This is a genomic window from Marinobacter sp. ANT_B65 (genome assembly GCF_002407605.1).
GTDB lineage: Bacteria > Pseudomonadota > Gammaproteobacteria > Pseudomonadales > Oleiphilaceae > Marinobacter.
In genome coordinates, this window is the sequence record NZ_NXGV01000004.1 from 216,281 (window position 1) to 233,166 (window position 16,886).

General features: G+C 55.6%; 14 protein-coding genes. 4 read left to right on the top strand and 10 right to left on the bottom strand.

Going from position 1 to position 16,886, the window contains the following annotated elements:
- Nucleotides 1-66: 66 nt before the first annotated feature.
- The 4 genes from CPA50_RS17125 (at nt 67) to CPA50_RS17140 (ending at nt 4,767) form a co-directional block, all read left to right on the top strand.
- Entirely contained in the window at nt 67-1,164 is a 1,098-nt protein-coding gene (locus tag CPA50_RS17125) for a TRAP transporter substrate-binding protein (RefSeq protein ID WP_096783741.1), read from the top strand.
- Nucleotides 1,165-1,237: 73 nt separating this feature from the next.
- A complete protein-coding gene (locus CPA50_RS17130; protein ID WP_096783742.1) occupies nt 1,238-1,783 on the top strand; it encodes a TRAP transporter small permease in 546 nt (181 codons plus the stop codon).
- A 42-nt stretch (nt 1,784-1,825) separates the two neighbouring features.
- Nucleotides 1,826-3,160 carry a TRAP transporter large permease gene (locus tag CPA50_RS17135; RefSeq protein WP_096783743.1) on the top strand — a complete coding sequence of 445 codons (1,335 nt, stop codon included), beginning with the start codon at nt 1,826-1,828 and terminating at the stop codon, nt 3,158-3,160.
- Nucleotides 3,161-3,210: 50 nt separating this feature from the next.
- The gene (locus CPA50_RS17140; protein WP_096783744.1) at nt 3,211-4,767 is read left to right on the top strand and encodes a long-chain-fatty-acid--CoA ligase; all 1,557 of its coding nucleotides are present in this window, start codon (nt 3,211-3,213) and stop codon (nt 4,765-4,767) included.
- A gap of 10 nt (nt 4,768-4,777) precedes the next feature.
- On the opposite strand, the gene CPA50_RS17145 is transcribed toward CPA50_RS17140, so the two are convergent.
- The 10 genes from CPA50_RS17145 to CPA50_RS17190 all read right to left on the bottom strand — a co-directional run bounded on the left by CPA50_RS17145 (nt 4,778) and on the right by CPA50_RS17190 (nt 16,772).
- Nucleotides 4,778-5,824: an AraC family transcriptional regulator gene (locus tag CPA50_RS17145; protein WP_096783745.1), complete on the bottom strand. Its 1,047-nt coding sequence runs from the start codon at nt 5,822-5,824 to the stop codon at nt 4,778-4,780.
- A gap of 118 nt (nt 5,825-5,942) precedes the next feature.
- Nucleotides 5,943-6,992, bottom strand: coding sequence for an MBL fold metallo-hydrolase (locus CPA50_RS17150; RefSeq protein WP_179397258.1), 1,050 nt, complete (start codon nt 6,990-6,992; stop codon nt 5,943-5,945).
- Complete coding sequence (locus CPA50_RS17155) at nt 6,985-8,661, bottom strand: long-chain fatty acid--CoA ligase (protein ID WP_096783747.1); 1,677 nt, start codon at nt 8,659-8,661, stop codon at nt 6,985-6,987. The genes CPA50_RS17150 and CPA50_RS17155 overlap by 8 nt, the downstream gene beginning before the upstream one ends.
- A gap of 48 nt (nt 8,662-8,709) precedes the next feature.
- Nucleotides 8,710-9,858 carry an acyl-CoA dehydrogenase family protein gene (locus CPA50_RS17160; protein WP_096783748.1) on the bottom strand — a complete coding sequence of 383 codons (1,149 nt, stop codon included), beginning with the start codon at nt 9,856-9,858 and terminating at the stop codon, nt 8,710-8,712.
- A 150-nt stretch (nt 9,859-10,008) separates the two neighbouring features.
- Nucleotides 10,009-11,550 carry a DHA2 family efflux MFS transporter permease subunit gene (locus CPA50_RS17165; protein WP_202971782.1) on the bottom strand — a complete coding sequence of 514 codons (1,542 nt, stop codon included), beginning with the start codon at nt 11,548-11,550 and terminating at the stop codon, nt 10,009-10,011.
- Nucleotides 11,537-12,649, bottom strand: coding sequence for an HlyD family secretion protein (locus tag CPA50_RS17170; protein ID WP_096783749.1), 1,113 nt, complete (start codon nt 12,647-12,649; stop codon nt 11,537-11,539). The genes CPA50_RS17165 and CPA50_RS17170 overlap by 14 nt, the downstream gene beginning before the upstream one ends.
- A gap of 48 nt (nt 12,650-12,697) precedes the next feature.
- Entirely contained in the window at nt 12,698-13,513 is an 816-nt protein-coding gene (locus CPA50_RS17175) for an HpcH/HpaI aldolase/citrate lyase family protein (protein WP_096783750.1), read from the bottom strand.
- Between the two features lie 27 nt (nt 13,514-13,540).
- Nucleotides 13,541-14,746 (bottom strand): CaiB/BaiF CoA transferase family protein, encoded by a 1,206-nt coding sequence (locus CPA50_RS17180; RefSeq protein WP_096783809.1) that lies wholly within the window; start codon nt 14,744-14,746, stop codon nt 13,541-13,543.
- 25 nt (nt 14,747-14,771) lie between these two features.
- Complete coding sequence (locus CPA50_RS17185) at nt 14,772-15,935, bottom strand: acyl-CoA dehydrogenase family protein (protein ID WP_096783751.1); 1,164 nt, start codon at nt 15,933-15,935, stop codon at nt 14,772-14,774.
- Nucleotides 15,936-16,772: an itaconyl-CoA hydratase gene (locus CPA50_RS17190; RefSeq protein WP_096783752.1), complete on the bottom strand. Its 837-nt coding sequence runs from the start codon at nt 16,770-16,772 to the stop codon at nt 15,936-15,938.
- Nucleotides 16,773-16,886: the final 114 nt, after the last annotated feature.

Sequence of the window (16,886 nt, forward strand, 5' to 3'; positions counted from 1 at the left end):
ACAGCCCGAGTCATACAAACCAAATAGCTGCAAGACAAAGACAAAAACAAAACAAGAGGTCTTCAAATGAAACAGCTCAAGCATCCCTACCTACGAAAGGCAACCTATGCCTTCGCCCTTATTTTTTCAGTCTCGATGGGACTGGGCGCCGCCTTAGCCAGCGCCCGCACTCTGAACTACGCTACACCGGCCGCTCCTAACGCCGACCGCCCGACCAATCAGGCTATCCTCTGGTGGGCCGATGAAGTCGCAAAACGCACCAACGGCTCTGTTGAAATCAAAGTTCATTGGGCGCAAAGCTTGCTGAAGTACAAGGATTCCGCACGCGGCATCCAGTCCGGCATCGCAGACATGGGGCCAATATCCCCGGAATATACTTTGGCGATGAACCCGCTGATGGCAGTATCTCAAACAGATCTCGGCCCCGGGGATAACTATATAGCAGTCCAGGCCTGGCTTAGAGCTGTCAACGGTTTCGAAGCCTTCGACAAAGAGTCAGCCCGTATCGGTATTCGCCCCATAGGCTACTATTCCAGTGGCGTTCGCGTGAATATGAGCACAACCCGCCCTTACATCACACCAGACGATTTTAAAGGCGACAAAGTACGCCTCACCCCACGCTCGATTAATGCGGCGCAAGCAAATGACTGGAAAGTCACCCCAGTCAACATCACATTCGCCGACTTCTATTCCGCCATGGAGCGGGGCACTATCGATGGCGCCCAGGGTTATCTTTACCTGATGCCACCCTACAAACAGAACGAAGTAGCCAAATACGTTGTAGTGCCCAACAGCGGACAATCCATGGTCGTGGTTGTGATGAACAACCGAGCCTGGGACAGTTTGTCAGATACGGAAAAACAGGTGTTTGAAGAGCTTGCACCAATTTTCAGTGAGAAAATGGCCCAAGCAGGACTTCAGGAGGCCGAAAACGCTATAGACACTCTCAAAAACAACCCTGATTACCCTGTTGAGTACTACAGTCTTACGGATGAGCAGCGCAAGGTATGGGAGGAACAAATGCGTCCTGCCGTCGATGAATACATCGCGGACCTTACCAAACGCAACTCCGCAGCAACGGAACTGCACGAGCGCTTTCTCTCAGAGCTGTACAAGGTTGAGGAAGAAGTACGCGAACAGGGCTACCCCTGGCAGAGCAACTGATGACAGTCACCGGGGCGGCAACACCGCTGCCCTGGTACTTCAACAGAGCACTGAATAACCGGAGGGTATGTCTATGACCAGACTCAGCCAGTCGATTCCCCGGGCGATAAGCTCGGTGGACCGCCAAATTGTCCGCTTCAGTCAGCTATTGCTGGCGCTGATGGTCATCGTGACGTTTGTGTCTGTGGTCGGAAGAACGTTCTTCTCCCAGTCCGTGCCTGACGACCTGTTGATTTCCGAAATGCTCATGGTTGCTATCGTGTTTTTGCCCATGGGTTACGTGCAATCCGTCGGGGCCCACCTGGAAGTCACGGTTGTAACCGACCATTTATCCCGGAAGATCCAGTCAGTACTGGTTACCTTGGGCTTGATACTCGGCGTCATCTTCTTTGGCTTGATGACCTGGCTCAGTGCTCGCGCGGCCTGGGAGTCATGGGAGTTCGGCGTAATCGCCTTCGGCAGCGCACTGGATCTGCCCGAGTGGCCAATCCGTGCTCTGATCCCCCTGGGCTTGTCCTGGTGGTGCGTCCGCATGTGTGTCCAACTGATTTTTCCATCCAGCCGGCCCGACCATGAGTCGGAGCTCACTCAAGCTCTAGATGAGACCGACGGCTACTGATCCAACCCCTTTTTTATAACAAACAGAACAGGTGTGTGAACAATGGATCCAACTACCATTGGAATCTGGGCGACGGCCGGCATGGTGACCATGCTACTACTGCGTATTCCGATCGCTGTTGTATTGATTGCCACTGGATATACCGGTCTGATCCTTGTCATGGCCAGCCGGGGTGACAGCTTTGATCTTGAACAGGGCTTTATAACGGCGAACAGTTTCCTGGGGGAGTTACCCTATTCTTCCACCGCGGAATATACCTTTACCACCATCCCGATGTTTCTGCTGATGGGCTACGTTGCAACTGAGGCTGGGTTCACCAAAGACATTTACCACACCGCACGGATGTGGCTCGGTCGCATGCCTGGCGGCCTGGCGGTTGCCTCGTCCGTTGGCTGTGCCCTGTTTGCAGCCATCAGCGGAAGCAGCCTCGCCACTGCAGCGGCAATGGGGCGCATGGCGGTCCCGGAGATGCTTGCCCGAGGTTATGACAAAGGGCTGGCGACAGGGGTGGTAGCGGCATCGGGCACGCTGGGCTCGCTGATCCCCCCCAGTATCCTGATGATTCTCTATGCGGTTTTTACCGACCAGTCCATCGCCGCAATGTTTGTGGCCGGTGTCATCCCGGGCCTGCTTTCACTGCTGATTTATGTCGCCATGGTGATGATCCGCGCCAAGCTCAATCCGGACCTGGCACCTCCCACGCCAAAAGTCAGCTGGCAGGAAAAATTCGGGTCTCTGAAAAGCACCTGGGGCATGCTGCTTCTTATTGTCGTTGTGGTATCCGGACTCTATTCCGGGCTGTTTACGCCATCTGAAGCCGGGGCTATCGGTGCCTCCATCGCGTTTATCATCAGCCTGGTAGCCCGTCGCCTGGATCGCAAGAAAACCTCCACGGCATTGCTGGAAACCCTGAAAAGCACCTCCATGTTATTCGCTGCGGTGATCGGTGCCTATATGGTCACATCGTTCACCGCCCTGACCGGCATCGCTGCCGACCTGACCAGCTGGGCCGGCGGCTTTGACGTACATCCGGTTGTAGTGATCGCCTCGCTCTCTGTCCTGTACATTTTCCTTGGCACTTTCATGGGCTCTATCGAGATCATGTTACTGACGCTGCCCATTGTCATCCCGATCGTCCAGGGCCTGGAATACGACCTGATCTGGTTCGGCATCATCATGATCAAATACCTGGAGATAGGTCTGGTATCGCCACCGGTAGGCATAAACTGCTTCATCCTCAAAACCGTCGTCGATGACAGTGTGCGCCTGGGGGATATCTTCAAAGGGGTCTCCTGGTTCATCGCCATGGACATCGTCACAATTGCGCTACTGGTAGCATTCCCGGAAATCGTCACGTTCCTGCCCAGCCTGATGTAGTGCTGGGCAATACAAATATCTATGACTCATAGAACCAACAGAGGCCAGCCATGAATATCACGCAACCCCTTCACAAAGCGCTCAGGGAATGCCCCGGCGCGCTCGCCATTGTTGATGGTGAGCGGCGCCAGACCTGGCGTCAGCTGGTCAGCCGAATTGCCGGCCTGGCCGGGGGCCTGCAAAGTTTGGGCATGCGACATGGTGATCGCGTTGGCATGCTGGCGCGCAACTCCGATCACTACGTGGAGTATCTCTATGGGGTACTATGGGGCGGAGGCGTAGTCAATCCAGTCAACATTCGCTGGAGTGCCCGGGAAATAGCCTACTCCCTGGACGACAGCGACACTCGCATTCTGCTGATTGACGACACCTTTATAGCGCTCCTTCCAGCCATCCGCGAACATTCCTCCGCGCTTAAAACCATCATCTTTGTCGGCGAAGATACAGCCCCGGAAGGCACGATCGGTTTGGAGCGTTTGATCAATACATCAGCCGAAGTGCCGGATGCCAAGCGCCATAGCGATGACCTGGCCGCCATTCTCTATACGGGTGGCACCACCGGGCAGCCCAAAGGGGTCATGCTCAGCCACAACAACTGTTACCTGGGTGCTATTGGAGCCTCTCTTGGTGCGCCGCGCCCCCCCAGACAGGTAGCCCTGCATGCAGCCCCATTTTTTCATGTCGCAGGTATGCAATCGATGTTTGGTCTCTCCATCCGTCTTGGCACTCATGTGGTCCTCACCGGCTTCGAACCCGCTCTGGTACTGCACGCCATAGAGCAGTATCGCGTTGCGGAAATTTTCCTCGTGCCAACCATGCTACGGATGCTTCTGGACCACCCGGATTTCCGGATACGCAACTTGAGCAGCCTGGGATCCGTTCGTTATGGTGCATCACCTATGGACGTTACCTTGCTGGAGCGTGCCATGAAAGAGTTACCTGGCGTGGACTTCTCCCAGGCCTATGGCATGACGGAGCTGGCACCGACCGTTGCGGTCCTGCCCCCCCATTACCATACGGAAGAAGGGCGCAAGGCCGGCAAGCTGCGCTCTGCAGGCATTCCAACCCCGCTTGCCGAAATCCAGATTGTTGACCCCACGGACAACGAAGTACCCAACAACACGGTGGGGGAAATTGTTGTTCGCGGTCCTATGGTTATGCAGGGCTACTGGAACAAACCCGAGCAAACCGCAGAGGCTCTTCGGGGTGGATGGATGCATACCGGGGATGCAGGCTATATGGATGAGGATGGCTTTCTGTATGTGGTAGACCGCATCAAGGACATGATCGTGTCTGGCGGCGAGAACGTTTACTCTGCAGAGGTCGAAAATACCATCCTGAAACTACCACAAGTCGAACTGTGCGCCGTGTTCGGAGTGCCGGATGATCGCTGGGGAGAGCGGGTTCATGCGGTCATCAAACTGCGCCCGGGCAGCGACCTGAATGAGCAACAGCTAACAGATCATTGCAAAGACCATATAGCGGGCTATAAATGCCCTCGCAGTATTGAATTCGTCGACGAGATGCCTATCTCCAGTGCCGGAAAACTGCTCAAATTCAAAATGCGCGATCCTTACTGGAAAAATCAGGACCGTCGTGTTGGCTGACATCAGTCCCCTATTGGCCAACGACCAAGGGAGGATCATCCGCGAGTACTGCCTCGCGGTATTCCCCCGGAGGCAAACCTGTCCACTTCTTGAAGGCACGGTGAAATGTGCTGGGCTCGGAGAAACCCAGCCGTTCCGCCACCTCGGTCAGGGACAAGTTTGGACAAGCCAGGTAATCAATAGCGGCATCTCTTCTCAAATCATCCTTGAGATCCTGAAAGCGTTCCTGCTCCATACGCAGTCGTCGACGCAATGTATAAGCAGGCATGGCAAGCGCATCGGCAACCTGCTCAAGGGGAACGGAGCCGTGGGTCAGATTTTGTCGCAGGTAGCAACGCACCCGTTCAACAATGTGAGAGCGGTCGCGATAACGCACCAGAAGATTGCCCAGGGATCGACGAAGGAAACCGTGCAAACTGCTGCGATCCTGACGCAAAGCGCAGTCCAGCCAACTCACATCAAAGCTGAACCCACTGCAAGACTGCTCGTAAAGGACAGGTCCGTTGAACAGTAAACTGGTGGTTGCCTGATCAGAAAGCGCTTTACCACGCATCAACACCTGACTTATCGGTATCCGCTCCTCAACCATCCAGCACATCACCCCGTAACTGAAAAGCATGAATACCCGCTCAGCAAAGTCCGAGCATTCGCCGACCGGTACATGACTTTGCAGACGAACCCACGCCACCCCATCTTTTTGTTGAATTCGCACCGTGAAGTCCTGCAACACCAGATGGTAGAAGTGGCTGCCCGCACGAAGAGCATCACCCAACGTCGGCGCATGTACCATCAGCTCACAGCATTGAGCAAAGGTACCTGGCCTGACGGGGTGAGAGCAGAGCCCCCAGTATTCATCGCCCGTTCTGCGCTGAACAACCCGCAACAGCTTGGCAAAATGCAACTGTGAGACTCTGGATAAGGGCGAACTGAGCAGTGAAGGGGAAATACCCGCCTGCCCCAACAGCGCGTCGACATCCAGTCCCTGTCTGTGGCACCCCCCAAGAACACTATGAACCTGGGAAATCGGTATGGTGTGTCTGGGCAATATCGTTTTCATAAGCGAACTTTTTAATTATTTGATGTCCGGAAATCCATATAATCCACAGTTCTCATCTCTGGCACCATCAAACAATCCTGAAAGCCATCTTTACAATCCCTGAAGCCCCCTCTCCTTTTTATCTCAGGTGATACCACCGCACACGTTGGGTGTCGATTGAAGAGCCCACTTCACCCAGTTCAGCCAAATAATTCAGACAAGCCAGGGCTTCGCCTGTGGCAAGGCTGTAAATCATGAAGCTCTCCTCGGTTATGACACGCCCGAAGAGAACAGCGAACACATCAACCACCCGCTTCGGCCCGCTTTCCAACGCTCTTCGCAACTCATTCAGTGCCTTTTCCTGGTCCGCCAGCAAACTGTCGATACGCTCATGCAAGCCGGTAAAACAGCGTTGATGAGCTGGCAGGACCAGAACATCATCCGGGATTTCAGACTTAAGCTTACGCAGTGATGCCAGCCAATCCGCCATCGGGTTGGCTGCCGGCTCCAACGGTGTTACCGAAACATTGGATGAAATGCCCGGCAACACCTGGTCACCGGAGATCAACAGTTTGTCGTCTTCGCAGTACAGGCATGCGTGCTCAGGCGAGTGGCCATTTCCGATAACCACGCGCCAACTCCGACCACCGATAATATGGCGCTGTCCTTCCTGCAGGCGCGAGAAGCTGCGAGGCAAAGGGGAAACCAGTCGTCCATAATTATGGTAATGGTCGTGATAACTCTCGAGCACAGTCTCGGGCCAGCCCGCTGCACGAAAAAACGCCGTAATATCGCCCGGCACGGTGCTGTCATGTGACTGTGCCACCAAAACCCGAGAGGTCAGGTACTCCAATCGGGTCATCCAGAACTCCTCCGCTCCCCGCTCCATCAGCCAGCCGGCCATGCCGACGTGATCTGGGTGCAAATGGGTCACGAACACCCGCCGCACGGGCATATCCTCTGGAAGTGACGAGAACAACAATTCCCAGGCAGCTTTGGCCTCGGGAGTGTGCATCCCGGTATCGACCACCGAAAAGCCATCTTCTTCACGGAGCAGCCAGATATTGATGTGGTTCAATTTCCCGGGCAACGGGATACGGGTCCAGAATACATCCTGCGCCACCTCGACCAACTCGGCCGCTTCCGGCGCCCGGGGCACGCCTGGCGGTTTCGTTTCAATATCAAGCACAGTTAATACCTTCTTTGCGAGCATCTTCCTGGAGCTGGCGCCACATAATTTTGCCGGTGCCTGACTTCGGCAGTTCATCGAGAATAGCCACCGCAGTGGGTACTTTATAGGCGGCCATATGCTGCTTGCACCAGGCAATAATATCGTCTTCACTGAGGTTTTCTGGCGCAGTCGGCTTCAACACGACCAGTGCTTTAGCGGTTTCGCCCCGCTTAGCATCAGGCGCTGCAATAATGCAGGCTTCATGAATATCCGGGTGGCCGTACATGATACTTTCCACTTCCGCCGGCCAGACCTTGAAACCGGAGGCATTGATCATCCTCTTCAGCCGGTCAACCATAAAGAAGTAGCCTTCTTCGTCCACGTAACCCAGATCGCCGGTGCGAAGAAAGCGCCCTCCATCAAGTTCAATGAAGCTTTTAGCCGTGGCCGCCGGATCTTTCCAGTACTCCAGCATCACCTGCGGGCCTTTCAGGATAATCTCGCCGGTTCCCCCCTGAGGCAACTCTTTCAGGGTAGCCGGGTCAATAATACGGGCATCAACTCCGAATGTAGCGATACCCAAACACTGTCGCTTGCCCCGCTCAATGGGGTTGCCAAGAATGAAGGCCGCGGTCTCGGTCAGGCCATAGGCTTCGTTGTAGACAATATTGAATTCCTCTGCCAGCTTTCGGGAGATGGCTTCTGGCATTGCAGCACCACCGCCCATTAACTTGCTCAGACAGGAAATGTCGTGGTTTTTCAGTGCCGGATTGGAAAAGAAATCGACGATCATCGAAGGAGGTGCACTCCACAGGCTGACACCATGACGTTCGATCAGCTTCAGCGCTACATCACGATCCCAGCGCTGCATCAGTACCGAGGTTGCTCCATTAAAAATGGGACCATTCATCCCGCCCTGCATACCCAGAAAATGGAACAAAGGCGCAATGGCTAGTGCCGTAAACGCCGGCGAACCACCACGCCAGACAGTCGACGCGGCGACTGATGCAATGACGGTGCTGTGGGAATGCACGCAGCCCTTGGGATGACCTGTAGTGCCGGAGGTGTAGCCAATCACACACAAGTCGTCATGCTTTCCGGAAAAGGCTGCCGGCACAAAGTTGCAATCGAGCACATCCTGCCATAGTGCGACGCCAGCACCACTGAACTCATGCCTTGGTTCGGTGACCGCTGCCGGCACTGCAAGATCCGTCGGCTTGGTCAGGTAATCAGAATAGGCATGGACGATCAGGTGATCAACATCTCCCGATCCCACCAAAGCCTGCGCGTGGACATATAACTCCTGAGCGACCAGGGCGGTACGCGCTCCGCTATCAGACACACAATACTGCAATTCATCAGCCAAATTCATCGGGTTAACGGGAACCACGACCCCCTGCGCTCGGAGGATAGCGTAATAGCCAATTACATACTGCGGGCTGTTCTGGGAATACAGGGCAACCCGGTCGCCGGGACGCACGCCACATTCTTGTTGCAGGTATCCGGCCAGAGCCTGAACCTTCTGACATAGCTCGGAGTAACTGAGCACCGAATCATAGAAGACAAGCGCCGGCTTGTCCGGATAGCGGGTTGCTGCCACTTCCAGGTTGTAATAAAGGCTGGTTTTCGGCAATTCCAGCGTCCGTGGCAACCCCTTGGCCCAATACCTACCTTGTTCCGTTTTCATTTTTTGTTCTCCTGGCTCCACGCCTGAGGTGTTATTGGAATATTGTGATCAGGCGATCTTGCGAGCGATCAGTTCTTTCATGATTTCGTTAGACCCCCCGTATATCTTGCTGACCCGGGCATTGGCATACATACGCGCGATAGGGTATTCGAGGATATAGCCGTAGCCGCCATGAAGCTGCAAACACTCATCGATCACTTCACAATTCTTTTGAGTGGTCCACCACTTGGCCATGGCCGCTGTTGTGCTATCCAGTTCACCGGCAAGCAACTGCATCATGCACTGATCAACGAAGGTGGTAGCAATGGTGGCGACGGTTTTGCATTCGGCCAGTTTGAAACGGGTGTTCTGCAGCTCACTCAATTGCTGGCCAAACACTTCCCGCTGTCGAACGTATTCAGCGGTAAACTCTATGGCCCTGTGCATGCTGGCCTGGGCCGAAAGGGCGATAATCATGCGCTCTTGGGGCAACTGTTGCATCAGTTGGCCAAACCCCCGACCCTCCTCAGCACCCAGAAGATTGTTGCGGTCTACTCGCACGTCGTCGAAAAAAAGCTCGGAAGTGTCCTGGGCCTTCTGGCCAATTTTCTCCAGCAGCTTGCCTCGACGGAAGCCAGTCTGACCCTCGGTTTCCACCATGATCAGAGATATTCCCTTGGCACCAAGCTCCGGATTGGTCTTTGTAACCACACAAATCAAATTGGCATGAAAGCCGTTGGTAATGAAGGTCTTGGAGCCACTGATAAGATAATCATCACCATCATGAACAGCGCGGGTTTTCACACTCTTAAGGTCGGAGCCAACCCCTGGCTCGGACATCGCAATTGCGCCGACAAGCTCACCGGTAGCCATACGTGGCAACCAACGCTGTTTCTGCTCTTCACTCCCGTAAGCCAGAATGTAATGGGCGAGAATACCGTTGTGAACGCCGATGCCAAAGTTCACCAAAGCGCGGGTCAGCTCAATATTGATGACGGCCTCATGAGCAAAGCTGCCACCACCACCATGGTACTGTTCCGGAATACTGGCGCACAGCAGTCCCATTTCTCCAGCCCGCAGCCAGGCTTCGCGGTCCACATAGCCTTGTTTGCCCCAGCGCTCCTGATGAGGCACGAACTCTTTATCCACAAACTTACGTACCGAGTCCCGAAAAATCTCCAGGTCTTCAGTCATCCAGGGTGTTTTGTAATGCTCCATTATTATTCTCCCAATTATGCCTGATGGTAGCCCGGACACCCCTTCAGGGCTCGATCCGGAAGCCCTCGGCAAAGGCCTTCCATCAGAGTACTCACCCGACCAGGGCATACCAATGGCAAAACCGGATGCTTTTATTGGTAATTTTTTGCCTCAAGCTCCCGCTCGCCTCATCAGCCAGGCCGGTATCAGAGCGAAGGCAAACGCTAGTGCGAGTACCAGAAAGCTGTCCTGAAATCCGCGACTGTACCCCTGAAACCAAACCATCTCACCGAGCTGACGCAATGCAAGGCCGTGGACCTGATCTGTACTCGTGCCGGCCGCCGCGTAGCTGTCGTACATAGTCGACAGCCAGCCCCGGGTAAGCTCATTACCTGCGGTCTGGGTCTCAGCAATCACCGCAGCATGTCCTGCACTGCGCCACTCCAGTATCACTGCCAGAGCATTCACACCCATGGCACCACCCAGCTGGCGCGAGAAATTGTTGGCACCTGCTCCCTGGCTGAGCAAGTGGGACGGTAGAATTTTAAGCGACCCCGTACTCAGGGCCGGCATGCCCAAGCCCAACCCAATCCGGCCCAACGCAACCCAGCCCACGATTACCCAAGGCAAGGTATAAACGTCAATGACCGCCAACGACCAGCACGACCAGGCAAACAACGTAGCGCCCAGACCGATCAGCAATGGTGCGGGGTAAAGGTCACTGAGCCTCCCGGCGACCGGGAACATCAATCCCATTGCCAGTCCAGCCGGAACGAGCAGTAATCCGGAAGCACTGGCCGAAAATCCCTGGATTTCCTGCACAAAAAGCGGCACCAGATAGGTTGACCCAAACAATCCCGCTCCATAGCAAAAGGCCACCAGACAACTGGCGGCAAAACCAGGATGGGCAAATATCCTGACTGCCAGCAAGGCCCTTGGGCTGTGCCATTCCCAGACCACAAACACCACTGATGTCACCAGCGCCCCAATGCCGCTGGACAGAATCTCTGCTGCCCCCCAGCCCAGCCTCTGACCATTGGACAGAGTCCACAACAACAGGCCAAGAGCGGCACAAAGCAAGGTGAAGCCGGTCCAGTCGAATGGCTGAACCCGATCCTCTGCCTCCCGGGCAGGTGCGAAGAACAGGGCAAAGACAATACCCGCCAGACATGCCGGTAGCGGCAGGAAAAACACCGCCCGCCAGCTCATCCAGTCGACCATGAAGCCACCCAGTGCCGGCCCTACTGCAGGACCGAGAACAACCCCCAGCCCATAAACCCCCATACCCAAACCACGCTGCTCCGGTGGAAACACCCGGAAGATCACTGTCATAGCCAGAGGCTGGATGATCCCCGCCATGGCTCCCTGCAGAACTCTGGACAGGATAACCATGTCTTCATGAAGGCTGACGCCACCCAGCACTGCTGCGATCATGAACAGCACCATGGCCCCGATGTACGCACCTTTCATACCGAAGGTCTGCAACACCCAGGAGCTCAGCAACATAAACGCTGCCATTGCTGCCAGAAAGCCCGTTGACAGCCACTGGGCCTTGGTCTGGGCGATTCCGAAATTGCCCATGATGTCCGGAATGGCCACGTTGACAATGGTTGCGGCCATCGTCATGGACAGGGTACCGAGCATCACTGTTACGGTAATGAACCACTTGTATCGCGGCCCATAACGCGCAAACAGGGCTTCAGTTTCCGACACGGATGCCCGCCTCTACCATCATCCCCGGGCGCAACCGGCTGTCAGGCTTATCAAAAACAATCTTCACCGGAATCCTCTGGGTCGTCTTGGTGAAGTTACCGCTAGGGTTAGGGCTGGGTATCAATGCAAATTCACTGGTTGCCGCATATCCGACCCGCGCCACCGTGCCGGGAAATTCCTCTCCAGGGAATGCATCAACCTCGACTGATACCTTTTGCCCCGGCTCTACCTTTCTTACTGCTGTTTCCTTGACGTTTGCCTCTACCCAGAGACTGTCCGGCCGGAAAACCAGCATCAGGTTCTGGCTGGTCTGCACATACTCTCCGGCCTCAACAAAGGTGCGGGCTATGCGGCCATTTACCGGGCTGCGCAACTGGTGGTCCCGAAGCCGCAACTGCAGAGTCTGCTCTTCCGCTGCCAGCCCGGCCAGACGACCGGCAATCACATCTGCCTCCCTGGCCAGCACTTTCTGTCTGAGCGATTGGGCCTCTGCCCGGGACCTGCCAGCCCTGGCCGCCCGGGACTCTCCCTCAGCCAGTTTCAGGTTCAGTTGCGAACCGTCACGCAGGTGGCGGGCATCGGCCAGTTGCTGTGCCGATACCATGGCATTGGCAGTCATACCCTGAAGGCGCATGAGATCTGCATCGGCCTTGGTCAGCTCAAGTTTTTGCCTCGCAAGTTTCAGACGCGCTGTAGCCAGCGCCTGGTCAGCCAGTTCCAGTTCTGTGTTGTCCACAGCCCTGGCATAATCCAGTTCCGCCTGAATCCGGGCGGCATCCGCTTCCAGCACCACCCGGCGACCAGACATCACCGCCAGCTCAAGCTCCAGCTCACTACTGTCAATCACCAGCAACGTCTGAAACTCACTGACAGAGTCGCCTTCTTCCACCTCAATGGAACTAACCCAGCCGGGCAGCCGGGAAGCTATAGCCACCATATCTGTCTTGATTCGGGCATCCACTACATGCACGTGGTTTATCCGGTAGACCAGCCACTGGCTTACCCATACCAGCAGGATCAAAACGAGTACCAGCACGGCAACTGTCTTTACAACGCCGCCGCGTGGCAGATAGCGCTTACGGGATCTCGACACCGTCATACCGGATATAGCCCTTGTTATGATTGTTATGACATTCTGGCCGCCGGCCTATCCGGCCCGGTCAAGAATCGTTCTGGCCATAGCGATGACCGGTGCATCCACCATCTGGCCTTCCACTTTGAAGGCGCCATCACCAGATCTGGCCGCTGCCATGACTTTTTGAGCCCATGCCACCTGCTCCGGATCCGGTGAAAAACCTGCCTGTACTGGAGCAATCTGCTTCGGGTGAATACACAGCATGCCGGCAAACCCCATGTTCCGGGCCCGGCGGGCCCTGCCAAGAACCGCGTCCTCATCATCAAACACCGGAAACACCGTATCGATTGGCGCCAGCAAACCGGCAGCCCGGGAGCTGACCAGAAGCTGATAGCGGCACTGATCCATAACGGTTTCTGCGGCTTCGGTATTACCTTCAATTCCCAGATCATCGCTGAGGTCCAGGCCGCCATAGCTCAGCCGTTCAACTCCCGGTACCGCAGCGATCTCGTTGAGAGCAACCAGGCCCAGAGCAGATTCAATCAGCGGAATAATGGTCTTTCCGGCGCTGGCCACAGCGTGAATATCATCCGCGGATTCAGCTTTCGGTAACATGATGCCGACTACCTTCGCATGGCGTGTACACAGAGCCAGATCTGCCTCAAAACCCACGGCTCCCCGGGCATTGATACGCACATATATCGGCGCACCTTCATGGCTGGAAAGGAAGGCATCCAGCGCCTGACGGGCAGAATCCTTGGCATCAGCCGGCACCGCATCTTCCAGGTCCACAATTACCGCCCCGGCATTGCTGGCGATAGCTTTGGGAATTCGCTCGGGGCGGGAGGCCGGCACGAAGAGCATGGTTTTCAAATCTCTGCCTGTCATGGTCAGATTCCTGTTTTCTGTATTACGTTAGTGTCCGATCACACCGCTATGCTGTAACTGGCGGATCCGGTCCTGGCCAATGCCCAGCTCATCGAGAATTCCGGCGTTGTGCTCGCCCAGAGCTGGCACAGCAGAAACTGCATCAGGGAAACACAGGCCCGGAGACTTCAGGACAGGCAGGGGGCCAGCCGGTGTTGCCACTTCCAGCCAGCGGTCCCGTGCCGCCAGTTGCGGGTGGTTCCAGACCTGCGCCATGTTGTTGACCGAAGCATTAGCGATACCAGCCGAATCCAGGCGGCGTACCACTTCGCCAAGGGTCATCCCGGAAAAGACCTCCCGGATAAGCGCCCCGAGCTGATCCCGGTTAGCAGATCGCCGGGGGTTATCAAGGTAAAGAGGGTCTCCGGCCAGCTCCGGGCGCTCCAGTACCAGCTCACAAAAGCCCTGCCATTCACGGTCGTTCTGTAACCCCAGCATCACCGTTGTGCCATCTCCGACCGGAAAGGGGCCATAAGGGTATATCGTTGAATGGGAAGCTCCCGCTCTGGTCGGTTGCGGTGCGCCGTTATAGCTGTAGTACATGGGATAGCCCATCCACTCCACGAGACTCTCCAGCATCGACACATCAATATGACTGCCTTCGCCAGTACGAGCCCGCAACAACAGCGCTGACAAAATGGAATTGCTTGCGTACATCCCCGCAGCAATATCCGCAACTGAACAGCCAGCTTTCGCCATACCATCTGCGTCCGGCGTCCCGGTCACTGATAAAAAGCCACTCTCACTCTGAATCAGCAAGTCATAGGCTTTCTTGCCACCATGGGAGCCGCCCTCGCCATAACCGGAAACATCACAAACAATCAACTGCGGATACTGTTCATGAAGTTCGTCGAAGGACAGGCCCATCCGTGCAGTGGCACCGGGGGCGAGGTTCTGTACCAGAACGTCTGCTTCTGCCAGCAGCTGGTGCAGGATTTTCTGCCCCTCGGCAGCCTTCAGATTCAGGGTCAGGCTTTCCTTCGACCGGTTTGCCCATACAAAGTGAGAGGAAAGTCCATTGGCTCTGTCATCATAGTCCCGAGCGAAATCCCCACCATCAGGGCGCTCAACCTTGATCACCCGCGCACCCTGCTCCGCAAGCTGACGCGTACACAAAGGAGCCGCAATAGCCTGCTCCAGTGAGATCACGGTCACCCCCTCCAGGGGGAGGGGCTTTCTGCTATTTCCTGTCACAAAACCTTCCCTTGGATGCCAGAAGTCAGAAAGACCGCGGCAACTCCAGCAGATGCTCAGCCACATAGGAGAGAATCAGATTGGTAGATATGGGCGCTACCTGATACAGGCGCGTTTCCCGGAACTTCCGCTCCACATCGTACTCATTGGCAAAGCCAAACCCGCCATGTGTCTGCAGGCATACATTCGCAGCCTCCCAGGAGGATTCGGCAGCCAGATACTTCGCCATATTGGCACTGGCGCCGGCGTTCCGGCCGCTGTCGTATTCTTCACAGGCGCGCCAGCGCATCAGATCCGCTGCTTCTACGTTGATATGGGCCTTGGCTATGGGAAACTGAACGCCCTGATTCTTGCCAATCGGACGGCCAAACACTTCCCGCTCACTGGCGTACTTGCGTGCCTTGTCTATAAACCAGCGCCCGTCGCCAACGCATTCGGCGGCTATCAGAGTACGCTCGGCATTGAGGCCGTCGAGAATATAACGAAACCCTTTACCCTCCTCGCCAATCAGGTTTTCAGCGGGAATCTCCAGGTTATCGAAGAACAGTTCATTGGTTTCGTGGTTCACCATATTGGCAATAGGCTGAACTGTCAGACCATTACCTATGGCCTGCTGCAGGTCGACGATAAAAATAGACATGCCTTCTGACTTGCGTTTGACATCTTCCAGCGGCGTGGTGCGGGCCAGCAGGATCATCAGGTCAGAATGCTGGATGCGAGAGATCCATACTTTCTGGCCGTTGATCACGTACTTGTCGCCCCGACGGACCGCTGTAGTCTTGATCTTGGTAGTATCCGTTCCAGTGGTTGGCTCGGTTACACCCATGGATTGCAGGCGCAATTTACCTGCGGCAATTCTTGGAAGGTAGTTCTGTTTCTGTTCTTCGCTGCCGTGACGCAACAGGGTAAACATGTTGTACATCTGGCCATGTACGGTTCCGGAATTACCACCGGCACGATTGACCTCTTCAAGGATAACTGAAGCTTCTGCTACCCCAAGGCCAGAACCGCCATACTCCTCCGGAATCATCGCGGCAAGCCAGCCAGCCTGGGTCATCGCCTCAACAAACTCCTCAGGGAAAGCTTTCCTCTCGTCTATGCCACGCCAGTATGCAGCGTCAAACTCCGCGCACAAGCCACGTACACCGTCGCGAATATCCTGATACTTCTCCAGTGATGGACTGGTCATCTATTTGTTCTCCTTGAACACAAGTTCTGCCTCGTGAGCCGGGCCGTCTTCATTGGCAGCCCAAAGCAATGCATGACCGTCACCCTCTATCCGCCCTGCAACCTGGAACGACTTGTCTACGGTTAATGGCCGCAACCCACGGTAGGACAGGCTTACCGGCGTCAGCCCCGGGTTGGCGTCCACAAAGGCCTGTACCATCAGAGTGGCTATCATCGGCCCATGAACCACCAGATCCGGATAACCTTCTTTCTCGGTGGTGTAAGGATGGTCGTAATGGATGCGGTGGCCGTTGAATGTAACCGCCGAATAACGGAACAACAGCAACGGTGACGGCTGAACCGACTGGCTCCACTGAGCCTCTGCGACCGGCTTGTCCAGCGACAACCGTGGCGCCGCCGGCGCCTTGTATACAATGTCCTGCTCCTCGCTCAGACACAGCACTCCATTCTGGCGGTATTCATGCTCCACCGTGACGAAGAGCAGCTTGCCGGAACGACCCGTTTTTTCATTGATCGCCTTAATGCTGGACTGGCGCTCAGCTGGCTGACCTATAGTGAAAGGCTGCAAGAAATTAACGCGCCCCCCGGCCCACATCCGGGTGTTGCCCTCAGACTTCGGCAAAAAGCCACCCGGAGCTATGTGACCATCAGGCCCCGTAGCGGAAGGCGGTACTGGAATCTGGAAAAATGCCCAGTGCCACAGAGCTGCAAGCTCATCACCTTCCCCGGGGAACGGGCGATCCAGCATGGCTGCAATACGACCGGCATGAGAGGGGTCCAGGCGATCCCTGCAGGATTCCTGCTTGCCGATCCAGCCTTCGGGAGAGCTTGACATCACACATCCTCTTATCAGTCTTTATTCTGGCTTTCGAACAATGGTAAGAATGCCGTTATACAACGCTCGGGAGTATTCGTTTTTCCACAAGGGTGCGTTTTGTTTCCATGAACACCC